Annotated in this window: 20 protein-coding genes; 10 read left to right on the top strand and 10 right to left on the bottom strand. The window is 64.1% G+C overall.

Annotation, left to right across the window (positions count from 1 at the left end; translation table 11 throughout):
• The first annotated feature begins 11 nt into the window (after window positions 1–11).
• Window positions 12–2,576: a WG repeat-containing protein gene (locus DOM36_RS06305; protein WP_110642019.1), complete on the top strand. Its 2,565-nt coding sequence runs from the start codon at window positions 12–14 to the stop codon at window positions 2,574–2,576.
• 241 nt (window positions 2,577–2,817) lie between these two features.
• On the opposite strand, the gene yccS is transcribed toward DOM36_RS06305, so the two are convergent.
• Window positions 2,818–5,040: a YccS family putative transporter gene (gene yccS, locus DOM36_RS06300; RefSeq protein ID WP_110642017.1), complete on the bottom strand. Its 2,223-nt coding sequence runs from the start codon at window positions 5,038–5,040 to the stop codon at window positions 2,818–2,820.
• Window positions 5,041–5,251: 211 nt separating this feature from the next.
• Here yccS and DOM36_RS06295 point away from each other — a divergent pair, with 211 nt between their 5' ends.
• Together DOM36_RS06295 and DOM36_RS06290 are read left to right on the top strand one after the other, a co-directional pair.
• Complete coding sequence (locus DOM36_RS06295; RefSeq protein ID WP_232823750.1) at window positions 5,252–6,379, top strand: DUF4105 domain-containing protein; 1,128 nt, start codon at window positions 5,252–5,254, stop codon at window positions 6,377–6,379.
• Window positions 6,380–6,422: 43 nt separating this feature from the next.
• The gene (locus DOM36_RS06290) at window positions 6,423–7,307 is read left to right on the top strand and encodes an oxygenase MpaB family protein (RefSeq protein ID WP_110642015.1); all 885 of its coding nucleotides are present in this window, start codon (window positions 6,423–6,425) and stop codon (window positions 7,305–7,307) included.
• A gap of 8 nt (window positions 7,308–7,315) precedes the next feature.
• Here DOM36_RS06290 and DOM36_RS06285 read toward each other — a convergent pair whose 3' ends face one another.
• From DOM36_RS06285 to DOM36_RS06265, 5 genes are all read right to left on the bottom strand, one after another.
• Window positions 7,316–8,200 carry a phosphogluconate dehydrogenase C-terminal domain-containing protein gene (locus DOM36_RS06285; protein WP_110642013.1) on the bottom strand — a complete coding sequence of 295 codons (885 nt, stop codon included), beginning with the start codon at window positions 8,198–8,200 and terminating at the stop codon, window positions 7,316–7,318.
• Entirely contained in the window at window positions 8,197–8,997 is an 801-nt protein-coding gene (locus DOM36_RS06280; protein ID WP_075569468.1) for a sugar phosphate isomerase/epimerase family protein, read from the bottom strand. The genes DOM36_RS06285 and DOM36_RS06280 overlap by 4 nt, the downstream gene beginning before the upstream one ends.
• A 32-nt stretch (window positions 8,998–9,029) precedes the next feature.
• Complete coding sequence (locus DOM36_RS06275) at window positions 9,030–10,385, bottom strand: MFS transporter (RefSeq protein WP_110642011.1); 1,356 nt, start codon at window positions 10,383–10,385, stop codon at window positions 9,030–9,032.
• A gap of 185 nt (window positions 10,386–10,570) precedes the next feature.
• Complete coding sequence (locus tag DOM36_RS06270; protein WP_110642009.1) at window positions 10,571–11,779, bottom strand: hypothetical protein; 1,209 nt, start codon at window positions 11,777–11,779, stop codon at window positions 10,571–10,573.
• Complete coding sequence (locus DOM36_RS06265; protein ID WP_157958577.1) at window positions 11,776–12,525, bottom strand: hypothetical protein; 750 nt, start codon at window positions 12,523–12,525, stop codon at window positions 11,776–11,778. The genes DOM36_RS06270 and DOM36_RS06265 overlap by 4 nt, the downstream gene beginning before the upstream one ends.
• 204 nt (window positions 12,526–12,729) lie before the next feature.
• On the opposite strand from DOM36_RS06265, the gene DOM36_RS06260 reads away from it, so the two are divergent.
• Complete coding sequence (locus tag DOM36_RS06260) at window positions 12,730–13,794, top strand: Gfo/Idh/MocA family oxidoreductase (protein ID WP_110642005.1); 1,065 nt, start codon at window positions 12,730–12,732, stop codon at window positions 13,792–13,794.
• Between the two features lie 102 nt (window positions 13,795–13,896).
• A complete protein-coding gene (nanR, locus tag DOM36_RS06255; protein ID WP_110642003.1) occupies window positions 13,897–14,637 on the top strand; it encodes a transcriptional regulator NanR in 741 nt (246 codons plus the stop codon).
• Here the strand turns inward: nanR and DOM36_RS06250 are convergent.
• Complete coding sequence (locus DOM36_RS06250) at window positions 14,595–15,572, bottom strand: LysR family transcriptional regulator (protein WP_075571304.1); 978 nt, start codon at window positions 15,570–15,572, stop codon at window positions 14,595–14,597. The two genes, nanR and DOM36_RS06250, sit on opposite strands and share 43 nt — an antisense overlap.
• Window positions 15,573–15,684: 112 nt before the next feature.
• On the opposite strand from DOM36_RS06250, the gene trpB reads away from it, so the two are divergent.
• The 3 genes from trpB to DOM36_RS06235 all read left to right on the top strand — a co-directional run bounded on the left by trpB (window position 15,685) and on the right by DOM36_RS06235 (window position 18,684).
• On the top strand, window positions 15,685–16,938 hold the full coding sequence (gene trpB / locus DOM36_RS06245) for a tryptophan synthase subunit beta (protein WP_348626385.1): 1,254 nt from the start codon (window positions 15,685–15,687) through the stop codon (window positions 16,936–16,938).
• A 62-nt stretch (window positions 16,939–17,000) separates the two neighbouring features.
• Window positions 17,001–17,840, top strand: a complete 840-nt coding sequence (trpA, locus tag DOM36_RS06240; RefSeq protein WP_110642001.1) for a tryptophan synthase subunit alpha — start codon at window positions 17,001–17,003, stop codon at window positions 17,838–17,840.
• 130 nt (window positions 17,841–17,970) lie between these two features.
• Window positions 17,971–18,684, top strand: coding sequence for a pirin family protein (locus DOM36_RS06235; RefSeq protein ID WP_110641999.1), 714 nt, complete (start codon window positions 17,971–17,973; stop codon window positions 18,682–18,684).
• A gap of 142 nt (window positions 18,685–18,826) precedes the next feature.
• Here DOM36_RS06235 and DOM36_RS06230 read toward each other — a convergent pair whose 3' ends face one another.
• The 3 genes from DOM36_RS06230 to DOM36_RS06220 form a co-directional block, all read right to left on the bottom strand.
• Window positions 18,827–19,183, bottom strand: coding sequence for a hypothetical protein (locus tag DOM36_RS06230; protein ID WP_075571306.1), 357 nt, complete (start codon window positions 19,181–19,183; stop codon window positions 18,827–18,829).
• Between the two features lie 150 nt (window positions 19,184–19,333).
• Window positions 19,334–19,609 carry an HU family DNA-binding protein gene (locus DOM36_RS06225; RefSeq protein ID WP_071230476.1) on the bottom strand — a complete coding sequence of 92 codons (276 nt, stop codon included), beginning with the start codon at window positions 19,607–19,609 and terminating at the stop codon, window positions 19,334–19,336.
• 168 nt (window positions 19,610–19,777) lie between these two features.
• Window positions 19,778–21,004 carry an FAD-dependent oxidoreductase gene (locus tag DOM36_RS06220; RefSeq protein ID WP_110641997.1) on the bottom strand — a complete coding sequence of 409 codons (1,227 nt, stop codon included), beginning with the start codon at window positions 21,002–21,004 and terminating at the stop codon, window positions 19,778–19,780.
• 36 nt (window positions 21,005–21,040) lie between these two features.
• Between DOM36_RS06220 and DOM36_RS06215 the strand changes: the two genes are divergently transcribed.
• Window positions 21,041–21,742 carry a chorismate lyase gene (locus DOM36_RS06215; protein WP_348626383.1) on the top strand — a complete coding sequence of 234 codons (702 nt, stop codon included), beginning with the start codon at window positions 21,041–21,043 and terminating at the stop codon, window positions 21,740–21,742.
• Window positions 21,743–21,774: 32 nt separating this feature from the next.
• Window positions 21,775–22,698 carry a 4-hydroxybenzoate octaprenyltransferase gene (gene ubiA, locus DOM36_RS06210; RefSeq protein ID WP_110641995.1) on the top strand — a complete coding sequence of 308 codons (924 nt, stop codon included), beginning with the start codon at window positions 21,775–21,777 and terminating at the stop codon, window positions 22,696–22,698.
• The last annotated feature ends 70 nt before the right edge of the window (window positions 22,699–22,768 follow it).

Below are 22,768 nucleotides of genomic sequence, written 5' to 3'. Positions count from 1 at the left end.
CAATCTCTATTATGCGTCAGATCCTCCAGACAGCGCGATTCCTCGGCAGCCATTCATCTCTCGTTGCGCTGTTACTGGCCGTCGGATCGATACTCCTACCGACAGCCTCCGCAGATGCCGATTCTCCTCACTATCTGTACGACAACGATGCCATGACAGTCAGGAGCCTGGGCGATCACGCACAGATCCTCGACACCGAGACTGGCGAGATCATCGCCGATCACGTACTGGCAACGAACCGGATCGACGACTGGGTGCTGGTCTACACAGGTGACGGCAGTGACACTCCCTACACGGCCAAGAAAGGCATTCTGTCGTCCAAGGGACGCTGGATACTCAAGCCGGTGTACGACGGTCTCGACGTCAAGCGCGACAGCGACGCGTTCGTCGTGGAGCGAGACGGCCACTACGGCGTGTTCGGGCTGGACGGAGTGCAGCGCACCCCCATCGAGTATGATCGCCTGCCGGGCCTGCTTGCCAGCGACGACTTATGGATCGCCGAGCGCGGCCAAAAGGTTGGTGTGGTCAATCCTCGAAACGGCGAAGTGGTTGCGCCGATGGATTATGACGACATCCAGATATGGAACGGGCTAGCGCTCGCCTCGACCTTCGAGCCAGATCGTGATCATCGCCGCACCACCGTGTATAACGCCCGTGGCGATATCGTCGCGGGCGTCGAGCGAGAGGCCGACGTCAAGATCTGGCGCGAGCCAAAGCTGCTCGTGGTTGGCCAGCGCGTACTCGATCCGGCTACTGGCGAGAGCATACTGTCCGGTGATCGTTACGACAAAATCGATCCTATCGAAGGCAGCGATGCGGCGATCGTAAAGCTTGGCGACAAGATGGGGCTAATCGGTGCCGACGGTCACGAACGCATCGCGCCGACCTATGCATTGATCTACCCGCTGAACGCGGGAGAGCCAGCAGACATCTATCTGCGGGTTGCGCCTGATGCCTGGCCGGATGGTGGCGGCGGCAAGGTCGGCGTCGCCGATATCGACGGCCGCGAGATCATTCCCGCCGAGTGGGATGGGCTGGATCTCATCACTGTCAAGCGCTGGGAGGGCGATCCAACCCAGCACTTCTTCTATACGCGACGTGATCACCACTTCGGCAGCATCGATACCAACGGCGATACGATCCTGCCGGCGGATTTCGATTCGGCTCGCCGACTATCGAATGCAGGCCAGGTGTATCGTGTCATCCGTGACGGCAAAACCGGTATATGCAGCCTGCTCACGGGCGAGTGCCCAGTGGAGACGGCATTCGATGCGGTCAATGTCTTCGAAGATGACTATCGGCGAGCGCTCTTCGATGTCGTCAAGGCCAACCATCATGGCTTGATCACACAGTCCGGCAAGACGCTGATTCCGGTCGAGGCCGGTGCCATCAGGCGAATCGCGACCGATACGCAAGCGTCCAGCATCCGCATCGCCATCGTCGACGCCGAGGGCTTGCGAGGCGCACTACTGACTTACGACGAGGCGGCCGCTAACTGGCAGCTTTCATCCGCCGATGTCTCTACAGATGAAGCACTAGAGAGAGGCGCCTATGACGGGCAATTTAGCGCCCAGCAATATCAGCCGACCATCACTGCCCGCTACTTGCCCGAGGACTACACGAATGCCGAAGCCGTCGTGAAGGGCGTGAGTGAGGGGAATTTGCGTGAACTCGTCTATCCCAGCCTGCAACTCTCAAGCGACGAAAAAGCCTATGCCTTCTTCAACGCTTTCAAGGGAATGGACCAAGCGCTAAACGGCTCGTTGCCAGTTTGCCCCAACGATGGAGGCTTCGACATCCTGCTGATATCGCCCCAATACAACGACGCCAGCTGTGCGTTGATTGAATCAGACGAGCGTCTGCACTTCGCGCGCGGCAAAGACGGTTCGCTGCACTGTGCGGCGTGCGCGGCAAGAGGCATTCCCACCGATTGGGTCGAGCGCGGCCCGGAGCGAGTGGTATCCGATCACTGTGCGACTGCAACCAGCGACTCGCTCGGTATAGACCAGGCACTCTATGACAACTGGCTTCAACGCTTTGCCAGCGATATCGCATCACTGCAGAAGGCGTTCAAAGAGAACGACAACTGGATCGACGATGCCGACTTCTCGCGGCTCAGGCGCTCCAGTATCGATATGGAAACCCGTGCACCACACAATGTCGCACGCGGTCTCATGAAATCCGCAGGCCAGCTCGACTCGCCGGACACTCCAGACATCGAAACGCTGCTGACCACATTCGAGCACGCCGAACCGGCAGGCTACGGTGGGATGTTTCCTGAAACCCAATCGCAGTACCAGAACAAGTGCCAGCAGGTCTGGTATCTGCGCCTGCCAGCGCTAGAAGACGCTATCAATGCAGGCGACAGTCACCCGGCGGGTCTCGACTACTCGTTACCCAACGATAGCACCTTCGAGCGTCAAACCTATCCCTATGCGCTGTTCTCCATGAGCGGTGACCGATTGCGCCTGACCGGCATATCCCGGGAGCTTGCCGCTGCTATCCGCTGGATTGCGGAGACGAGAAGTGATGCAACACAGGCCGACGCCAAGGATGAAGTAGTGACATCACCCTGATTGCAGCAGGCCATTTCACCCGGGTGCTACTTATCACATCTTCAGAATGTGACGTGAAAAGCACTCAAAGAGTTTGATACCGGCCCAGAGACCGCCGTAACGCTTCAAGGCAGCCCGGTGATATCAGCGACGAGCCAATGGCCAAGCCGACCACGCTAGGCAGGCACTCCTGATCCGGCGCTGGCTGGGCGACGAAGCCGGACGCTACGGGCAGGTCTAGACGCAAGCGGCGTCCGGCACCTCAGGTCGCCTCGGCGGCCTTGTCGTCGTCGGCCACTTCGACCGGGCGTGCCACCAGCCGAGCGGCCGCCTCGCTCATCGGCACCAGCTGGCGGCTGATATGCAGCAACTGGGTCTGGATCACGCGGCGTTCGTCATCGGCATCGTCCTGGGCGGCGGCGGGCTCCTGCTCGAAGATCGCCATTAGCGCGCTCTGCTCGTCGTTGAGTTCGGGGATCGGCTGGCGAGCGGCCAGACTCGCGGCGATCGCATCGAAGCCATCGGCGATACGGCGGGCGGCGGCATGGATCTCGATATCCGCCCCGCTCGGCGTCAGCGTGCCCCGGTGCGCGCCCAGCGCGGAGAGATAGCCCAGCAGCGTGTGGGAGACCACCAGGAACCGGAAGCCCTCGTCGGCGTCCTTCTTTCGGTAGTGCCCCGGCTCCTGGAGCATGTTGGCCAGCACCGTCGAGAGCGCGGCATCGGCGTTGTGGGCGTTGCGTCGCGCCAGCCGATAGGCCAGATCGTCCTGCTTGCCGGCCTCGTACTGGTGGATGATCTCGCGCAGGTAGAGCGTGCTGTTGGTGAGCGCGGTGGCGGCGACCTTGTGCAGCCGCCGCCCCTGCCAGTCCGGCAGGATGAAGAACACCGCCAGTCCCGAGATGAACGCGCCGATCAGGGTATCGATCAGTCGCGGCAGGATCAGGTCGAAGCCGTCGCCGACCTGATTGAAGCTGCTCAACACCAGCGTGGTGATGGCCGCGGTGGCGACGATGTAGTGCTTTTCCCGGTTGGCGAAGAAGGTGACCCCGGCGACCACCGCGATCAGCGACTGGAGCAGCGGGTCGGGAAACAGGCTGATCAGGGCCCAGCCCACCACCAGACCCAGCACCGTCCCGACGATGCGCTGGCGCAGGAACCGCCGCGTCGCCCCGAAGTTGGGCCGACACACGAACAGCGTGGTCAGCAGGATCCAGTACCCCTGTGTCGGATGAACCAGGTGCAGTACGCCGTACCCTACCAGCAGGGCGGTCGACAGCCGCAGCGCGTGACGGAAGGTCGGCGAACCCGGCGTCAGGTTGAGCCGAATGCGCTCCCAGGCGTCCTTGAAGCTGCGCGGCGAGCGGTTGAGCAGGCTGGCATCCTTCTGGTCGGCCACGGCATCCGGATTGTTGGCGCTGGAGAGCTGGTCCTCCAGCGTCGCCAGATTGCGTCCCAGCGCCTGCAGCGAACGCAGCAGCGGCGTCCAAGCCGGGTTGCGCTGGGCACGCAGGTAGACGATCGAGGCCCGCAGGTCTTCCAGTGCCTGCTCGCTCTGGCCGTGGTCGAACGGCTGGCGCAACAGCAGCGCCTTGGCCAGCCGCTTGCAAGCCCGGCCCTGCTGGTCGAGCAGCCGCTGGCAGCGGAATAGTACGTCGTGGTGAAAGAATGCCTCCGACAGCGCGGAATAGGGATAGTGCGAGGCACTGACCCGCTCGTGAATATCCTGAGCGATGAAATAGAGCCGCAGGTACCGGTTGAGCTTGCGGCTGCCGCGTTGGCCCTCGAGACGCCGGAAGATCATCTCCTTGGCCTGATTGAGCGCCGTCACCACGCGGCCGTTCTGACGCGCCAGCGCGACGCGCCGGCTCTCCACGTCGACCCCGCGCAGCGGTTCGAACAGCGTTGCCTTGATGATCAGATACTCACCCAGTTCCCGATACAGCTGCGCCATGCTCTGCTTGACCGGCTGGCGCGAGAACAACGCACACCAGATGACCGAGATCGCCCCGTACCATGCCGCGCCCGCGACCAGCAGCAGCGGTTGCTGCCAGAAATTGCCATCGGTGGTGCCGCCGTGCTGCTCGATGTTGATCATCGAGTAGACCGACAGGATCAGCGTCGCCGAGGCGATGGTAGCGTAGCGCTGCTCGACCGCGCCGAGCATGATGAAAGTGAACGCCGATAGCGCGAGGCCGGGGGCGAATAGCCAGGGCCAGGGGAACAGTAGCTCCACCGAGCTCGAGGCGACCAGAAAGCAGATCAGCGTGACCAGCAGCGCGCGGACGCGGCCTTCCCAGTTGTCGTCGGTCTCGGAGAGCGCGCTGGCGATGATGCCCAGAAACAGCGGAATGGCGAGCGCGATCTGGTCCTGGGACCAGCTCAACGCGATGGCGCCACTGAACGCCAGAAACACGCGGAAGCTGTAGGCAAACTTGTCGAGCGTCCACAGCTGGCGCAGGGAACGGGAAAACGAATCGGAAATTTCGGTCTCTCCAGGATTGTGGTTATGCCGTCACGATAGCGCGCCCGCAGCAGCGGGAACAGATACCACAGACGGTGGACGGATAGAGAATCTGACCAGAATTTAGACTTTAGTATAACGTTGCTGATCCGGTCGGCCGCAACGGCTTTCCGCTTTATCCCCACCCCAGACTTCGGCATGATCGGGGTTTCCCGGAAGACTGAGGCAAGGCGTGGGATCGACCAACAAGTCGCATCGAAGCGGCGTGAGGCGCGCGCTAGGGTTCGTGGACCAGCTGCTGCGTGCCGTGGTGATACTGAGCGTGATCGGCTGGGGGGCATTGGCACTGCATTTCGAACTGCCGGGGCCACGCCCGCTCGTCCTCCTTACCATTGCCGCGTGGGTGCTGATCGGCGGCGCGGCGCTGATCGCGCCATGGCGGATCAGGCGGCGTACGCCTCTCATGACTGAGAACGCGCCTCGCAAGCCGCAGCGCAGCCGCGCGGCACCGACGATCCGGCTGACGTTCACGCTGGCGCTGATCGTGCTAGTGACCTGGTGGCAAAGTCTCGAACCTCGCAATGATCGCGACTGGGCGCCGGACGTGGCACGCCAGCTGGCGGTCGAACGTGACGGCGACCGGGTCACGCTTCACAACGTGCGCGACTTCGAATGGCAGACGCCGGACACGGCGACACCGCGCTGGGAGACTCGAGAGTACGACCTTTCGCAGCTCGACGCGGTGGATATGGTGGTCTCCTACTGGATGGGGCCGGCGATCGCCCACACGCTGGTCACGTTCGGCTTTGCCGACGGCCGGCATCTGACGTTTTCAGTGGAGATCCGACGCGAGCGGGATGAGGCGTTCTCGATCAGCGGCGGCTTCTTCAAGCAGTTCGAGCTCAACCTGATCGCCGCCGACGAGAACGATATCCTGCGCCTGCGCAGCAACGTGCGCGATGAGGACGTCTATCTCTATCGCGTCGGCCTGTCGCCACAGGCCCGTCGTGAGCTCTTCCTCGCCTATCTGGACGAGGCCGACCGGCTGCGCCAAAGCCCTGAGTTCTACAACACCCTGACCAGCAACTGCACCACCATCGTGTTCGACATGGCGGCCAGGATCGTCTCCGGGCTACCCAAGGATATCCGGCTGATTCTCTCCGGCTACCTACCGGAGTACGTCTACGATATCGGCGGACTGGACACGAGCCACCCGCTCGAATTCCTGCGCAGCCGAGGCTATATCAATCCGCGTGCCCGGCAGATCCCCTACACTGCCGGCAGCGAGGCCTTTTCCCGCGCCATCCGCGACGGGGTTCCCGCTGCCGATGGCGAGATCCTTCATGCTTCATCGCCCTGAGCCGAGCTTGACAACATGATCCCAATAACATGATCTCAATGCCATGACCTCCCTGCGCGACGCCATCGAAAATCGCATCAGCCATCTCACCGGGCGCACGCTGGGCGGGGTCGACTATACCCAGCCCAAGGGCGACCCGGGCCTGTTCGGGCCGGAAACCGTGGCGTGGAAAGTCCACGGCGAATTCACGCCGATGATGTGCGGCGGCGTCAGCGCGCTGCTGCTGCAGATGCTGCATCCGCTGGCACTGGCCGGCATCTGGGATCACTCCAACTTCCGCCAGGACATGATCGGCCGGCTGCGTCGTACCAGCCAGTTCATCGCCGTCACCACCTTCGGCTCCCGCGACGACGCCGAGCGTCTGCTCGAGCGGGTGCGGCGGGTTCACGATGGCGTCAGCGGCCACGCCGCCGACGGCACGCCCTATGCCGCCAACGATCCCGACCTGCTGGTGTGGGTGCACGTCGCCGAGATGAGCCGCTTTCTGGCTGCTCACATCCGCTATCGCAATCCGAACCTCGGCCTCGCCGATCAGGATCGCTATTTTGCCGAAACCGCCCGCGTGGCCGAAGCGCTGGGCGCCCGCGAGGTGCCGCGCTCCCGCGCGGCCATCGACGCCTACCTGGAACACCAGCGCCGCTATCTGGTCTGCGATTCGCGCACCCGCGACGTCATCGACGTGCTGCTGCACGCCTTGCCGCCGAGCCCGATCATCCGCCCCGCCGGGGCGCTGTTCATGCGTGCGGGCATCGATCTATTGCCACCCTGGGCGGCAACGCTGCTGAGTCTCGAGATGTCGACGCTCGAACGCCACGCCGTGCGCCAGGGCATTCGCACCATCGCCCCGGTGGTGCGCTGGGCGGTGCGCAACGGCTCCTATCGTCGCGCCATGGAGCGGATGCAGGCGAAGGAACAGCAGCGGAAGTAGGCACCGTACTATTTCGCAGACGCGAGCCCTGACTCGTCGCGACGCACGCGATCGATCTTCAGCATCCGCGCGATCACCTTGTCGAGTTCGGACTGCTCGAAGATCTTCTTCCAGTCGTCACGCAGGATATTCTCGCGGCCGTAGTCGATCGCGATCATGCAGGCATCCGAAAACGGATTGGTGCTGCGAAACGCCACCGCCAGCGCAATCTGGATATGACCGTAGAGCATCGCCTCGGCGGCTTTCTGGGGCACGCCGGTGCGCGCGACGGTCTCGTCCAGTGCCTCCTTCATGAAGGTGCCGAGCATGCAGGTCACCGTTTCCACCAGCGTGGGCTCGAGATAGGCCAGCTGAGTCACGGTGATCCAGTGCACGTCGTCGACCGGGGCGTACATCACACGGATCACCGCTTCCAGCGCCGCCTTTTCCGCGTCGCTGCCGCTCTCAAACGCCGCCGCGACGGACTGAGTGGCCGCCACGCCGCCAAAGGCATCGGCATGCTCTTCCCTAGTGTAGCGTTCCAGAAATACCGACGGATGACACGGATGCGCCACAGCGTAGTGAATATCTTCGCGCGGGAACAGCAGGTTGGCGTAGGCCGCTGCCGGATCCAGCGTCAGCACCGTCGCGCCGGCCTTCATTTGCGGCACCAGCGCTTCGGAGACCTTGCCGAGCACGATGTCCGGCACCGCCAGGATCAGCAGATCGCAGTCGGCAATGACGTCATCGATGGCCGACACGGCTCGCCCGGCATCACGCACGCGCCGCTGACCTTCCGGCGCGTTCTCGCAGTAGTGCACGTTGAAATCGCTGCGCGCCAGATTGGCCGAGATTCGCATACCCATCTTGCCGCCAGCGCCGACCAGCGCGATCGATCGATACGATTGCGTCATGCTGTGTGACTCCTCAGAAAGTGCAGGTTGTGTCGGGTCCATTCTGACTCCAGACGACAGGTCGTCGCGGCATCCGTCTGCCAGGGCAGCCAGTGCTCGATGACCAGGGAAATACCGCGAGAGACCGGGTCGACGCGTTCCAGCATGGCGTCGAACGGCAACTGACCCTCCCCCAGCGGGCAGCCGATGAGCTGGAAGCCGACCCAGCCGGGGGCGCGGGTGAAGTGGAAATCCTTGACGTGCAGATTGACCACGCGGTCCGCCGTGTGCGCGATCACCGCTTCGGGGAGCGCCAGCGCGGCGACACAGTTGGCGGGATCGAGACACACGCCGATGTGCGGATCATCGAGAGAGTCGACGACGGTCATCAGATCCTCGACGGAAACCTGTTCGTAGGTTTCCAGCGCCAGGGTGACATGCTGCCGTCGCAATCGCGGCAGGATCGATGCCAGCCGCCGGATCGCCGCCTCCGTAGAAGGCCGATCGGCATCTCGATACAGCATGCTGCGCAGCAGCGACACGTCCAGCCGCTCGGCGAGTTCGAGATAGCGGTCCAGGTGATCGGGCGCCACGCCTCTGGTGCCGAGCTCGAGCCGGACGCCGAGGCGCTCGGCCTGCGTCCGTAGCTGCGTCAGACGGGCGTCGTCGAAGTTTTCGATCGCCGGGTAATCGCAAATCTGGAACACGTCACCGCCGAGTGCCGCCGTCTCCTCGAGCATCGCTTCCAGCGACATCGGGTCCTCGACCCGGTCCGATCCGCGCCAGAAGAAGGCGTAGGTACTCAGTCCAATCCGCATGGTTGCTCCGGCATCGGTTGGCAGGGCCATCATCAGTGCCCAGCCGTCGCGTCGTGCGATGTCATGCGACGGCTGGGCATCACCGGTTCACGACTGATCGCCAGCATCACCACGCCAGCCATCGCCATGAAACCGCCAACCACGAACATCGGCAGGGTGTAGCTGCCGGTCATGTCGTGAAGCGCACCGGTCAGGTACCCCGAGGAGAATCCGGCGATATTGCCGATGGTGTTGATCAACGCGACGCCCGCGGCGGCAGCAGCGCCGTCGAGAAAGCGCGTCGGCAGCGTCCAGAAATTGGGCAGCGCGGCGAAGATCGAGCAGGCGGTGATGGTGATCATGGCGATCGTCGCGGCGGGCGACGCCATGTAGAGCGCCAACGGCACACTCAGCGCCCCGGTGAAGGCCGGTAACGCGATGTGCCAGCTACGCACCCCACGTCGCGTGGCATCGCGAGACCAGAAATAGAGTGCAACCGCCGCCGGCAGATAGGGTACGGCGGTAATCAGGCCCTTCTGCATCAGGCCGAAATGGGTCCCGAACTGCGCCTCGAAGCCGCCGATGATCGTCGGCAGAAAGAAAGCGAGGGCGTAAAGGCCGTAGATGAAACCGAAGTAGATCCCGCACAGCGCCCATACCCGGCCGCTGGAGAACGCCTGCTTGAGCCCTTTCTTCTCTTGATTGGCGCCAAGCTTCTGACGGGACTCCCGCTCGAGCTCGGTGGTCAACCACGTCTTCTCCTCGGCCGTCAGCCAGCGCGCATCAGCCGGGCGATCAACCAGATAGAACCAGGCGACGATACCCAGCAGGATGGCCGGAATGGCCACGCCGAAGAACATGAAACGCCAGCCCGCCAAGCCGAAGAACGCGCCATCGTGCTGGATCAGCAAGGCCGCCAGCGGCGCGCCGATGACCGTGGTCAACGGTTGGGCCAGATAGAATAGCGCGAGGATGCGGCTACGATAGCGCGCCGGTACCCACAGGCTCAGAAACAGGATCGCACCGGGGAAGAATCCCGCTTCGGCCACGCCCAGCATGAACCGCAGGAAGTACAGCCCGCCCGCGCTGTCCACCCAGGTGAACAGCAGCGCAACGACTCCCCAACTGACCATGATACGGGCCAGCCACTTGCGCGCGCCGAAGCGATGCAGCGCCAGATTGCTGGGCACCTCCAGCAGGATATAGCCGAGGAAGAAAATCCCGGAGGCAAAGCCGAACTGCGCGGCACTCAACGCCAGATCCGTATTCATGCCGTTGGGTGCGGCAAAGGAGATCGCCGTCCGATCCAGGTAATTGACGAAAAACATCAGGGCCACGAAGGGCACCAGACGCCATGCCACCTTGCGAATGGCGGACGTTTCTACCGGTGAGGCTGCCGCGTGTTCCATGATCGCTCCCACTCCCGCAAAAGGTTGTCGGTGACCACGGCATGGCCCGTAGATGTCGGCCATATCGCGGCAAGAGTCATGCGATCATCAGGTCATCATACCACTTCGGCAATACGGCAAACGTCGTAGACCGAGCATGGCGGCCGTGATCGGCAAGTCTCTCTCGGCGGAGGTGTGTGAAGGCGCTAGCGGATCGCATCGGAGATCGGGCATTGCACGCGGAGCCTGAGGATTTCAAACCCTGCGAGCCGATCGGTTCCACCCGCGCGCAGGCATGCCTGCCTGCTCGGCGCCGGCTGAAAGCCGTCCCCCATCGCATCGAGTCGCGACAGTTCGAGCAGGTTGGCACCCGCCAGGCGCAGCGGCGCGGCATCCGCACTCAAGTTGGCGATCCACACTTCGCTGACCGCCGATGATTCGGTTTGCCAGGCCAGAGAGGTCAGCGGGTGTTCCAGCTGCAGCTGGCGCAGCGGTCGCCCTGCTGCTCGCGCCAACCCCGCGATGACGTGGCCCACGGGATAGAGATGATCGGCGCCGATATCGAACGGTGGACCGAGGGACGACAGCGTGACGGCATCGACCCCGGCACAGGCAACGCGGGCCACGAACCCGACGGCCCAGGCCGCCGCGAAAAGCCCGCCCTGGCGCGGGTCGTTGTCGCTCAGGGTCACGCGCTGCGTGCCGTCATTGGGCGTGAGCTTCTCGCCGTAGGGGTTGGTCCAGGCGCCGATGGCAGTGGTGGTGATTCGGTAGGGCACATCCGGTGCCAGCGCGCGGCAGGAGGCGACGATATCCGGCAAGCTTTCCAGGGTTTCCATCACCGAGCGATCATCCGCGGCATGCACGATGGGCGAGACGGCATGGGTGATGAAGTCGATCGTCGTGGGGTCCGGGCGGCAGCGGTTGAGCTCGGTGAAGTAGGTGGGCACGCCGCCGCCCAGCGCCAGCTCCGGCCATAACGGACGCGCTGCCGCCAGTGCCTGATCGGGCGAGGTACCCGAAGGCCAGTCGCCATCCGGCTGGTGACTCTTGAGATAGGCCGCCGGCGTCACCAGCATCCCTGCCGGTACGAGCGACACGCTCTCCAGCCGCCTGGCCAGCGCGGCCAGCGACCGTCCGGGATCGCTGTCCTCGCAGACCACGTAGAGCCATATCGCCACGCGGCGTTCGCTGGCGAGGGACATCAGACCGGCCAACCGTTCGAGTGTCAGCGGATCGCGCAGATCGAGCAGCACGTCCAGATGCCGTGGCGCGACGGCCTCGAGCTGCCGCGACAGGCGCTCGAGCGTCGGATCCAGATCGAAAAGACGATCCAGCCACACGCCGCATCCGATGGACGGCAGCATCAGCGATAGCGGTTCTCCGAGCCGGATCGTCCGACCGGCGACACTCATGGCGAGCCTCCGTCGCGATCTAGCAGCGAAACGGTGACCTGTTGCATGATCCGATCGCCCGCTTTCAGCACGTAGGGCGTGGGCCAGGCCAGCGGTCGGTTGTAGATCTTGAACGACGCATCCGACCAGTTGCGCTGATCCTCCATCTCGAAGACATCACCATCGAAATCGATTCTCAACGTGACATCGTGCGTTGGAGAGAACTCAAGCCGTCGAATATCGAACAGCGGCTGGGACGGGCTGATCAGGCGAGGGAAGCGATCCGCTTCGCTACGGCCATCCGTATGGGTGACCTTCACCGGCGCGCCGACAATCCCACGCAGCGGTAGCAGCACGCTCAAGCCGCTACGTGCAGTCGGGAACGAGGCGTTCGCTTCGAGCATCAGTGTGACCGTGACCTGACGCACGCTGGCCGCGACTCTCAGCTGGCCGTGAAGACAGGGTTCGGCGCCCTTCCCCGATGGCAGATGAAACGTCTGCGTCAGCGTGGCGTCGTCCTCGGAAAGCGCGATCAAGTCGTCATCGACGATCGGCGCGAAAGTCCCCCACTGCGGATCGCGAAGAACGGCGGCGATACCGCGAACGATCTCGATATCACCGTATCGCAGCCAACGCAGCGCCCCCGCCTGCCAGCTGAACGACAGCGGGCCCAGCCCGATATCACGCAGATCGGGATCGGCGCTGGACGTGCCGTAACGAGCGATGGCCAGAGAGTCGCCTGCTATCGGGATATCATTCTCTGCCACGCCTTGGTCTCCCTGATCGACGATCGTCATGCGGTGATTGACCCGCCTGTCTTCGATGATGGCGGGTTTGACAGGGGATGCCATTCGACCTTTGGTATGATGACATGATCTCCATGCCCCGATTTAATGCCATTACGCTGTCCACTCCGGGAAAGCCAGACCGGGAGAGGACCATCGGAAGCAGTGATTGCAGGAGTGACCTGGATGGCCGGAGAACGAATCGTAAAGGGCGCGCTGATCGGCTGCGGCTTTTTCGCCGAGAATCAGATGCGGGCATGGCAGGAGCTGGAAGGCGTTAGCATCGTGGCCCTGTGCGACCGAGATCCACGGCGGCTGGCACATTTTCAGGCATTGTTCGGTATCGAAGATACGTTCACCGACGCCGAGACGATGTTCGCGGCGCTCACCGGCTCCGGAAATCGAGGCCTGGATTTCGTCGATATCGCGACGACCACGCAGGCCCACGCGGCGCTGGTGCCGCTGGCGGCACGCCACGGCGTCGACATCATCTGCCAGAAGCCGTTTGCCGGTTCGCTGGCAATGGCCCGCCGACTGATCGTGCAGTGCGCAGAGAACGGCGTGAGTCTCAGCATCCACGAGAACTTCCGCTGGCAACGGGCGGTGCGCCAGACGATCGAGGTGTTGCGGGCCGGACGGATCGGCCGGCCCTTCTTCGGCCGGATCAGCTATCGCAGCGGCTTCGACGTCTACAAGGCGCAACCCTATCTGGCTCGCGTCGAGCGCTTCATCATCGAGGATCTGGGCATTCACGTGCTGGATATCGCCCGCGCCCTGTTCGGCGAGGTAGAGCGGCTCAGCTGCGAGACCGCGCGGGTCAATCCCGGGATCAACGGCGAGGACGTCGCCACCCTGATGCTGCATCACGACGACGGCGTGACCGCCGTGGTGGACTGCAGTTACGCCACCCGGCTGGCCGACGACCCGTTTCCCCAGAGCCTGATCGAGATCGACGGTGACAACGGCTCGCTGCGCCTGCGTCAGGATTTCGAGCTGGAGATCCATGGCGCCGAGGGCGGTTGCGACAGGCGCGATGTTCGTCCCGAGCCTCCAGCCTGGAGTGAAGCTCCGTGGTGGCCGATTCAGGAGAGCGTGCTCGCCTTCCAGGCCGACTGGCTCGAGGCACGTCGTCATGGTCGTGCGGTCGAGACCCATGGCGAGGACAACTTCAACACGCTGGCGCTGGTCGAAGCCGCCTATCGCGCGGCGGCGGCGCATCAGAGCGTCGTTCCGGCGCGCTGGAGTCGATGAGCGTCAGCCACAATGACTGTTTTCCCGTTGGCCGAAGCGGCTATGCTAGGGTGCGTATCGACAGGACGGTGCGCGAAGCCGTCGCCATCACACAGGAACGCCATGAATGACATCGCCGCGGGACCGATTCGTCGACGCAAGCTATCGGATGAAGTCCTGGAACGCCTGCTGGCGTTGATTCGCACTCAGAAGCTGCAACCCGGCGACCAGCTGCCCCCGGAGCGCGAGCTGATGACGCTCTACGGCGTGGGCCGACCGGCGATTCGCGAAGCCATGCAGCAACTGGCGTCGATGGGCCGGATCACCATCAACCATGGCGAACGCGCTCGGGTCAGCGAAGTCACCGTCGCCGCCATGATTTCCCAGTTCGATACCACCGCCCGCTTTCTGCTCGACGACGATGCCGAGAACATCGACCATCTCAAGCAGGCCCGGGTGTTCTTCGAAGCCGGCATGGTGCGCATGGCCGCGACGCGGGCGACAGCCGAGGATATCGCCACATTGCGTCGGTTGATCGACGAGATGCAGCAGAGCCGACACGGCGATGCCTTCATCGAGCGCGACATGGAATTTCACAGCACCATCGCCGACATGACCGGCAATCCGATCTTTTCGGCGACCGCCCGCGCCATGCTGCACTGGCTGAAGGACTATCATCTCGGCATCGTCAGTTTCCGCGGGGCGGAAGATGTCTCCCTTCGCGAACACCACCAGATCGTCGATTGCCTGGCCGACAACGATCCCGACGCGGCGGAACAGGCGATGCGAGATCACCTCACCCGAGCCAGCGAGCTCTATCGTCAGCGCGCGGCATCCCTCGAGGAGGAGGACAGTCGTGACTGACTCGACCGTTCGCGTCTCATCATCGAGTCGTTCTCCATCGCGGTAAGGGACAGCTCGCGACGCAACCATTCGGCAAGCCGTTCGCCGCGGCGCGTATCGACGCCGGGGGCCAGCCACAGTCCCAGCGAGGCGTCGGTCTCGATCACCGGCCACGGCGCCAGCAGTCGCCCCTGACGTAGCTCGCCCGCCACCAGCAGCTGCGGGGCAATGGCAACGCCCAGCCCCGCCAGCGCGGCCTCCAGCAGATAGTAGAGATGCTCGAAGCTGCGGCCCCTGGCGCGCGCCTCGGACAGCGTCGCATCGTCGACGCCCATGGCAGCCGCCCATTCGGGCCAGGCTTGCGGCCGCGACGCCGTGTCCAGCAGCGTGAGCCGTTCAAGTGTCGCCCTGGCCGAGGCCTTCGACGCCGTCGTCCAGATCTCCGGCGTCGCCACGGCAACGATTCGCTCCGGCATCAGCGGGATCACCGCCATGTCGTCAGGCCACGGTGGCGCCGCAAAGCGCAGCGTGGCATCGATATCCTCGCGGCGCGGGTCGAGCTCGTTCTCGCTGGAAACGACGCGCAGTCGCAGCTCGGGCAGCTCGGCGTTGAGCCGGTCGAGCCGCGGGATCAGCCAGCGTGCCAGCAGACTTCCCGGGCAGGCCAGGGCGAACGGCGCCTCGTCGAGGCGCCGCGCAAGCGCCGCACACCCCTCGCTCAAGCGTGAGAAAGCATCACCCACCGCGGGATACAGCGATCTGCCGTGGGCGGTCAACACCAGCCCGCGACCGGCCTTGACGAACAGCGCGATCCCGAAATGGTGCTCCAGCGTCCGCAGCTGGCGGCTGACTGCGCCATGGGTGACATGCAATTCCCGAGCAGCCTCGCCGACGCTGCCCAGACGGGCCGTGGCCTCGAACGCGCGCAGCGCATTGAGCGAGGGTAGCGTCGTCATGTCTTCTCCGCCAATCGGTGATTTTTTCTCACATGAAGACGAGAGTTTATCGATTTTTTCCGACGCGCGACCAGCCTAATCTGAATCCATTGAATCGGCCGACCGGATCTGACTGATGAACTCGATGATGACTGACCTTCCCGACCAGCATGGTTTCTTTGGTGGCAGCTCGAATCGCGGCCATGGCGACCCGCAAAGACTGGGCTATGGCGGGCGCTACGTCGCGGAAACGCTGATGCCGCTGATTGGCGAGATCGAAACCGCCTACGACGAAGCACGCGCCGATCCCGTCTTCCGGGCGCGGTTGCAGGAGCTGCAGCGCGATTACGTCGGCCGCGCCACGCCGCTCTATTTCGCCGAGCGTCTGACCGAACACTTCGGCGGCGCGCGGATCTATCTGAAGCGCGAGGATCTCAATCACACCGGCGCGCACAAGATCAACAACGCCCTGGGCCAGGCACTGCTGGCACAACGCATGGGCCGCCAACGGCTGATCGCCGAAACCGGGGCCGGCATGCACGGGGTTGCCGTCGCCACGGTCGCCGCCCGGCTTGGCCTGCCCTGCGTGATCTACATGGGCGCGACCGATATCCAGCGCCAGCAGCCCAATGTCCAGCGCATGCACCTGCTCGGTGCCGAGATCGTACCCGTCCACAGCGGCACGGCGACGCTCAAGGACGCCATGAACGAGGCGCTGCGCGACTGGGTCGCCAATGTCGACGACACTTTCTACATCATCGGCACCGTGGCCGGACCGGCGCCCTATCCGCGCATGGTACGGGACTTTCAGTCGGTGATCGGCGTCGAGACACGCGAGCAACTGTTGGCGACACAGGGCCGTCTGCCGGACACGCTGGTCGCCTGTGTCGGTGGCGGCTCCAATGCCATGGGACTGTTCCACGCCTTTCTCGACGACGACGTCGCCATGGTCGGTGTCGAGGCGGCCGGGGAAGGGCTCGAGAGTGGCCGCCATGCCGCCAGCATCAACGGTGGCACTCCCGGCATCCTGCACGGCAATCGAACCTATCTGCTGCAGGACGACGACGGCCAGATCCGTGATGCGCACTCGATTTCCGCCGGGCTCGACTATCCCGGTGTCGGCCCCGAGCACGCCTATCTTCACGACAGCGGCCGGGCGAGCTACGTCGCGGTTACCGACGACGAAGCGCTGGAGGCCGTCGCGCTCTGCTGCCGGCGGGAGGGCATTCTGCCGGCGCTGGAGTCGGCGCATGCGCTCTATCATGCGGGACAATTGGCGGCGGCGCAGGGGCCGGACCAGGTCATCGTGGTCTGCCTGAGCGGTCGCGGCGACAAGGACATGGACACCATCACCCGCCAGTTGATGCCCGAGGAGGCCGAATCATGAGCGTTTCGTCTTTGAATACAAATGTCTTGAATACGGATGTCTTGGATACGGAGGTCCTGAATATGAGTACCTCGAATACCGAGGCCTTGATCGTCGACTCGCGCCTGACGCGTCGTTTCGCGGCACTGCGGGTCGAGAACCGCGCCGCGCTGGTGACCTATGTCATGGCCGGCGACCCCGATCCCGAGACCAGCCGTGAGCTGCTCGAACGCTTGCCGGCCGCGGGCGCCGATATCATCGAGCTCGGCATGCCGTTCAGCGATCCGATGGCCGATGGCGTGGCGATCCAGCGGGCCGGCCAGAGAGCCCTGGCGAACGGCCAGACCCTGGCTCGCACACTGGAGATGGCGCGGGATTTCAGAAAACGCGACGATGAGACCCCGATCGTGCTGATGGGCTATCTCAATCCGATTCAGCGCTTCGGTGAAGATCGTTTTCTACAGGCGGCAGCCGATGCTGGCGTCGATGGTCTGATTCTGGTCGATCTGCCGCCGGAACATGGCGCCTCGCTGACAGCGAAAGCGCGCGACCTGGGGCTTGCGCGGATTCCGCTGGTAGCGCCGACCACGCCGCCGGAACGGCTGTCGGCGCTGCTCGCCCAGGGCGATGGCTTCGTCTATCGCATCGCCTTCAATGGCGTCACCGGCAGCCGACGACCCGATATCGCGGATTCGCTGGACGAATCCCTCATCGAGCTCAAACGACGCTCGCCCCTGCCGGTCGCCGTCGGCTTTGGCGTGCGCGATGGCGAGACGGCCGCCGCCGTTGCCCGGATTGCCGATGCCGTCGTCGTCGGCAGCGCGCTGGTCGAGCGGCTCGCCGAGTCAGGGTTGGAAGGCGCGCTGGGATTGACGCGGGAACTGGCCGAGTCGATTGATGGGGCGCGGAGAGGAGAATCGTGAGCGCGCCAGATCGTTCGATTTTGCGCACGTATCCGTGCGCAAAAACGCGCTTTTGTTCGATTATATAGTCGATAAACTGTCTCCATTGCGCCGTCGCTGTCGCTCGGCGCCCACAACCAGGAGACAGGCCATGTTGACGATTCGACGCGGTAACGAGCGCGGTTATGCCGATCACGGCTGGCTCAAGAGCTATCACTCGTTCTCGTTCGCCGGCTATCACGATCCGAAGCACGTGCACTTCAGCGCGCTGCGGGTGATCAACGAGGACCGCGTGGCGCCCGGGCAGGGCTTCGGCCAGCACGGCCACCAGGACATGGAGATTTTCTCCTACGTGCTGAGCGGCGAACTGGGTCACCGGGATACGCTGGGCAACGGTTCATCGATCGGTCCGGGACGCGTACAGATCATGACCACCGGCAGTGGCGTCGAGCACAGCGAGTTCAATCACTCCGCCAGCGAACCGGTGCATTTTCTGCAGATATGGCTGTTTCCGCGGGAGCGCGGGCTGACGCCGAACTACGCCGAGAAGGACTTCGACGAAGCCGACAAGCGCGGCCAGCTGCGTCTGATTCTGTCACCGGACGGCCGTGACGGTTCGCTGACCCTACAGCAGGACGCCTTCATCTACGCCTCGCTCCTCGATGGCGAGGAGCGTGCCGAACTGACCCTGGCGGGCGATCGCCAGAGTTACGTGCATGTGGTCAGGGGCAGTATCACGGTCAATGGCCAGGCGCTTGAAGGCGGCGATGCGCTGATGCTCGTGGATGAACCGGGCGTGACGCTGGGACAGGGGGAGGATGCCGAGGTGCTGGTATTCGATCTGCCCGGCGTGAACCCGCGCTGAGCGTCGAGGCCGTGAGCTCCAGCGATCGTGAGTTCTGGGAGGCCGTCAGCCTCGAGAGTCAGTTTCGAGAGATAGCTGGCTGCGAGCGATAGTACTGACCGGCGACGGAGACGTTGCCGGTTTTTATCGTCGGATATCAGCGCTACAAATGCTTGAGCAAACTCTGCAATCGCTCCAGATCGCGGGAGTCTCCCACCAGCCGCAGCTGCCCCTTGAACAGCCCTTCGCGAAAGGCGCGCTGGGAAGGTTTGCGTAGAAAGCGCGTGGCGCTGTCGGCATCGCGGAAGCGCAGTTCCAGCGCCAGATCTACCGGCAGGCCGACATCGCTCTGGATCGTCTGCGGCGTCATGCGATAGTGCCGGGCGATCGACAGATCTTCGGTCGCAACGCCCCAATCGAATCGCTGCAGCTTTTCCAGGGTGTCGCGAAACGCCGTCTTGCGAGCCCGTGCTCGTTTGAGCATCACGCCCAGCCACCAGAGCATCAACTTGAGCTTCATGCCACCTCGCACGAACCGATCATCAGGATAGGAATATCGCTTGGTCAAGAATGCCGACCCACCCGCCTCTGGGGGGATCGGCTATCGCTTCGCCCATTGGCGGATGAGCGACTCAGGAACCCGGAACCCGAATTGACTTGCTGACCGAATTTACTTGCTGACGGCGTCCTTGAGAGCCTTGCCGGGCTTGAACGCCACGGTCTTGCTGGCGGGGATGTCCAACGGCTTGCCAGTCTGCGGGTTTTTGCCCGTCCGTGCGGCGCGCTCGCGAACCGTGAATGAACCGAAACCGATCAAAGTGACATCGCTACCCTTGGAAACCGTACCGGTGATCTCGTCGAGAATGACGTTCAGCACCTGACTGGCCTTGTCCTTCGAAAGATCAGCACGCTCGGCAATCGCCGCAGCGAGTTCTGGCTTACGCATAGAGCCCTCCTAATTTGGCAATGGCGTCACCTGACACGCCTCGCATCTGAAACGAGTTGTTGTTCTCGATGAGGGCGACGCCCTCCGATCGCATAATAGGCCGCTTGGGGCGCGGTTTGTCCAGCATCAGGTGACGATTCGTGGCTTACGCATTTGCAGCCACCGAGGCTAGCCTAGCAACGGGGGGGCGACTCGCGCCAGTTCGACTTTACGACGAACGCAGCGGCCGGTGAGCGCAAAACCCAGCAGCCGGCCGGCTTCGTCCTCGGCCAGTGCGGTGAAATCATCACCGTCTCCCTCGATTCGCCAGCGCTGAGGCGCTTGTCGCGGTGGCAACACGGCAACCGGCAACAGCGGCGTCTTGACGATCACCGGCCAGGCCGCGTAGCTGACCTCGGTCGGCGTGCCGGTGAGCGTTGCCGCCAGCGCCTTGGCACTGGCCTGCAGCGGCTGAACGTACATCGCATTCAGGCCATGGTGCTGCGCGTTGCCCGACCTATCGCTCGTCGCCTCGAGACCACCGACGCAGGCCACGTCACCCAGCGCGAAAACGTTCGGGTCGCTGGTGGTGAGCCGGCGATCGGTGAGGATGCCGGCCGGCGAGACCGCCAGCCCCGCCGCCTCGGCGAGTGCCGTTCGCGGACGCAGACCGGTAGCCATCAGGACCAGATCCGCCTCCAGCGATTCGCCGTCATTGAGCGTCAGCGCCACGCCCTCGCCGGTATCGTGGATTGCCGTTACCTGACGCTCGAACCTGACACGAATGCCGGCGGCCGCGAAGGCTTCCCCCAACGCTCGCCCCAACGGCGGCGGCAACAATCGAGGTAACGGCGTCGTCTCGGGCGCAATCAACGTGACCCGATGACCGCCAGCCTGCAGGTCATTGGCAAACTCACAGCCCACCAGCCCGGCCCCGATGATGGCGACGCGGGCCTGACGACCGGGATGACGCTCCAGCACGCCGCGCCAACGTCGGTAGTCGTCGAGATCGTTGATCGAGAACACCCGGGAGTGCCGCGACGCCTCGGCAGTGCACGGCTGCCGGGGCGCCGCACCGGTGGCCAGCACCAGCTGGCTGTAGGGCAGGCTTTCGACGCCGATCCGCAGCTGCCGGCTGACGGTGTCGATGGCATCCACCGTGGTGTGGGTACGAACTCGGGCCTGCAACGCGTCGGCCACCTCGACGGCATCGCGCATGACCAGCGCCTGCGCCGTCTGACGCTTGGTGAAGGCGCTGGAGAGCAGCGGCTTGGCATAGTCGTCGCCGCTATCGGCGCTGATCAGGGTAATCTGACGGTCAGGGTCGCGCTGGCGAACCGCCCGGGCCAGGCCGAGGCCCGCCATCCCGGTGCCGATGATCGTGAGCGGGGCGAAGGGGTGATCGATTTGACGCATGACAAAGGCTCGTTCGGTCGGTCGTCTCGAGACCTCATGTTACACTACGCCGCCTTCGGCCCGCGCCATCCGGCGGTTGACGGCCATTTTTCCGGCGCTTTCATGCTGCTTCTCAGGGAGTCGTCTCGCGTGCCCTCGACCTGCCACTGCCACGCCCTGTCATCCGCCGAACGCGCCTGGCGCTGGGTCCGCTGGTCTCCCGCCCCCGCTCAGCGCCCTCGGATGAGCGCCGCCTGGTGGCGGTGGGTGGCGTCCACCGACTCTCTGACCGCGCGGCTGATCGCGGCCTCCGAGCGCCCCTTTCGAGTCAAGCTGATGCATCAGGGCGTCGAACGGCCGCGTCGCGACGAAGCTCGGGCGCTGGGGCTGGCCCCTACCGACGTTACCTGGGTGCGCGAGGTGATGCTGATGAGCGGCGAGCGGCCGTGGGTGGCGGCACGCTCGATCGCACCGCTGGATCGCATCGGCTGTCGTCGCCTGCGCACGCTGGGAGAACGTTCGCTGGGCAGCTGGCTGTTCGCGCAGCCTGATCTGGAGCGCGATCCGATCGAGGTGGCACGCGTCTCCGCGGAGGCCGAGGGCGTGTGGCTACGGCGTTCACGCTTTCGCCATGGCGACGTTCAACTGCTGGTGCAGGAGTGCTTTCGCCGCGAGATGGCCGAAGATCTGGGACTGGCCGGCTCTCCTCCACCTCGCCGCGATCACGCCAATCTCGAAGCCGAGTGCCATCTACGATAAGGTCTCTGCGGCCCGCCGTTACGGAGAACTGCATGTCCCGCGCCAACGATTCAGCCGCCCGCCCCCGCGGCGACGATTTGTCCGCCCGCCCCCGCGGACTGGCGCGCCTGCCCGACTTCCTGCGCCTGACGCGCCTGGACAAGCCGATCGGCACCTGGCTCCTGATGTGGCCGACGCTGTGGGCGCTGTGGCTGGCCGCCGACGGGCTGCCGGATCGCGCCACGCTGATCATCTTCGTGCTCGGGGTCTATCTGATGCGCGCCGCCGGCTGCGTGGTCAACGACTACGCCGATCGGCATCTCGACGGCCACGTCAAACGCACCAAGGCGCGCCCGCTGGCGACCGGTCGGATCCGCGAGAAGGAAGCCAAGATCCTGTTCGCGGGCCTGGTGGTGCTGGCATTCGTACTGGTCTGTCTGACCAATCTGGCCACCGTGCTGCTCTCGGTCGTCGGCGTCGCGCTGGCCGCGATCTACCCTTTCATGAAGCGCTACACCCATCTGCCGCAAGTGGTGCTGGGCATGGCTTTTTCATGGAGCATTCCGATGGCGTTCATGGCGGTGAGCCGCGAGGTACCGCTGGAAGCCTGGCTGCTGCTGGTCGCCAACGTCGCCTGGACCGTGGCCTACGACACCCAGTACGCGATGGTCGATCGCGACGACGATATCAAGATCGGCATCAAATCCACCGCCCGGCTGTTCGGGGCCTGGGACAAGCGGATCATCGGCCTGCTGCAGCTGCTGACGCTGGCACTGCTGGTCTGGGTCGGCGCGCTGGGAACGCTGGGCGGATTTTTCTGGCTGGGCCTGGCGGCGATGGCGGCGACCTTCGTCTACCAACAGTGGCTGATCCGCGAACGCGAGCGCGACGCCTGCTTCCGCGCTTTCCTCAACAATTTCTGGTCCGGGCTGCTACTGTTTGCAGGGCTGGTTCTGACCTTGTGGCCGACGCTCTGACGCAACGCCTGGCGTGACTGTCATATCGCTGTCATATTTTCACGATGTAATCGTCACCGTTCTGTCACGG

Source organism: Salinicola sp. CPA57 (assembly GCF_003206035.1).
Classification (GTDB): domain Bacteria; phylum Pseudomonadota; class Gammaproteobacteria; order Pseudomonadales; family Halomonadaceae; genus Salinicola; species Salinicola socius.
This window is presented reverse-complemented; position numbering and strand designations above follow the sequence as displayed.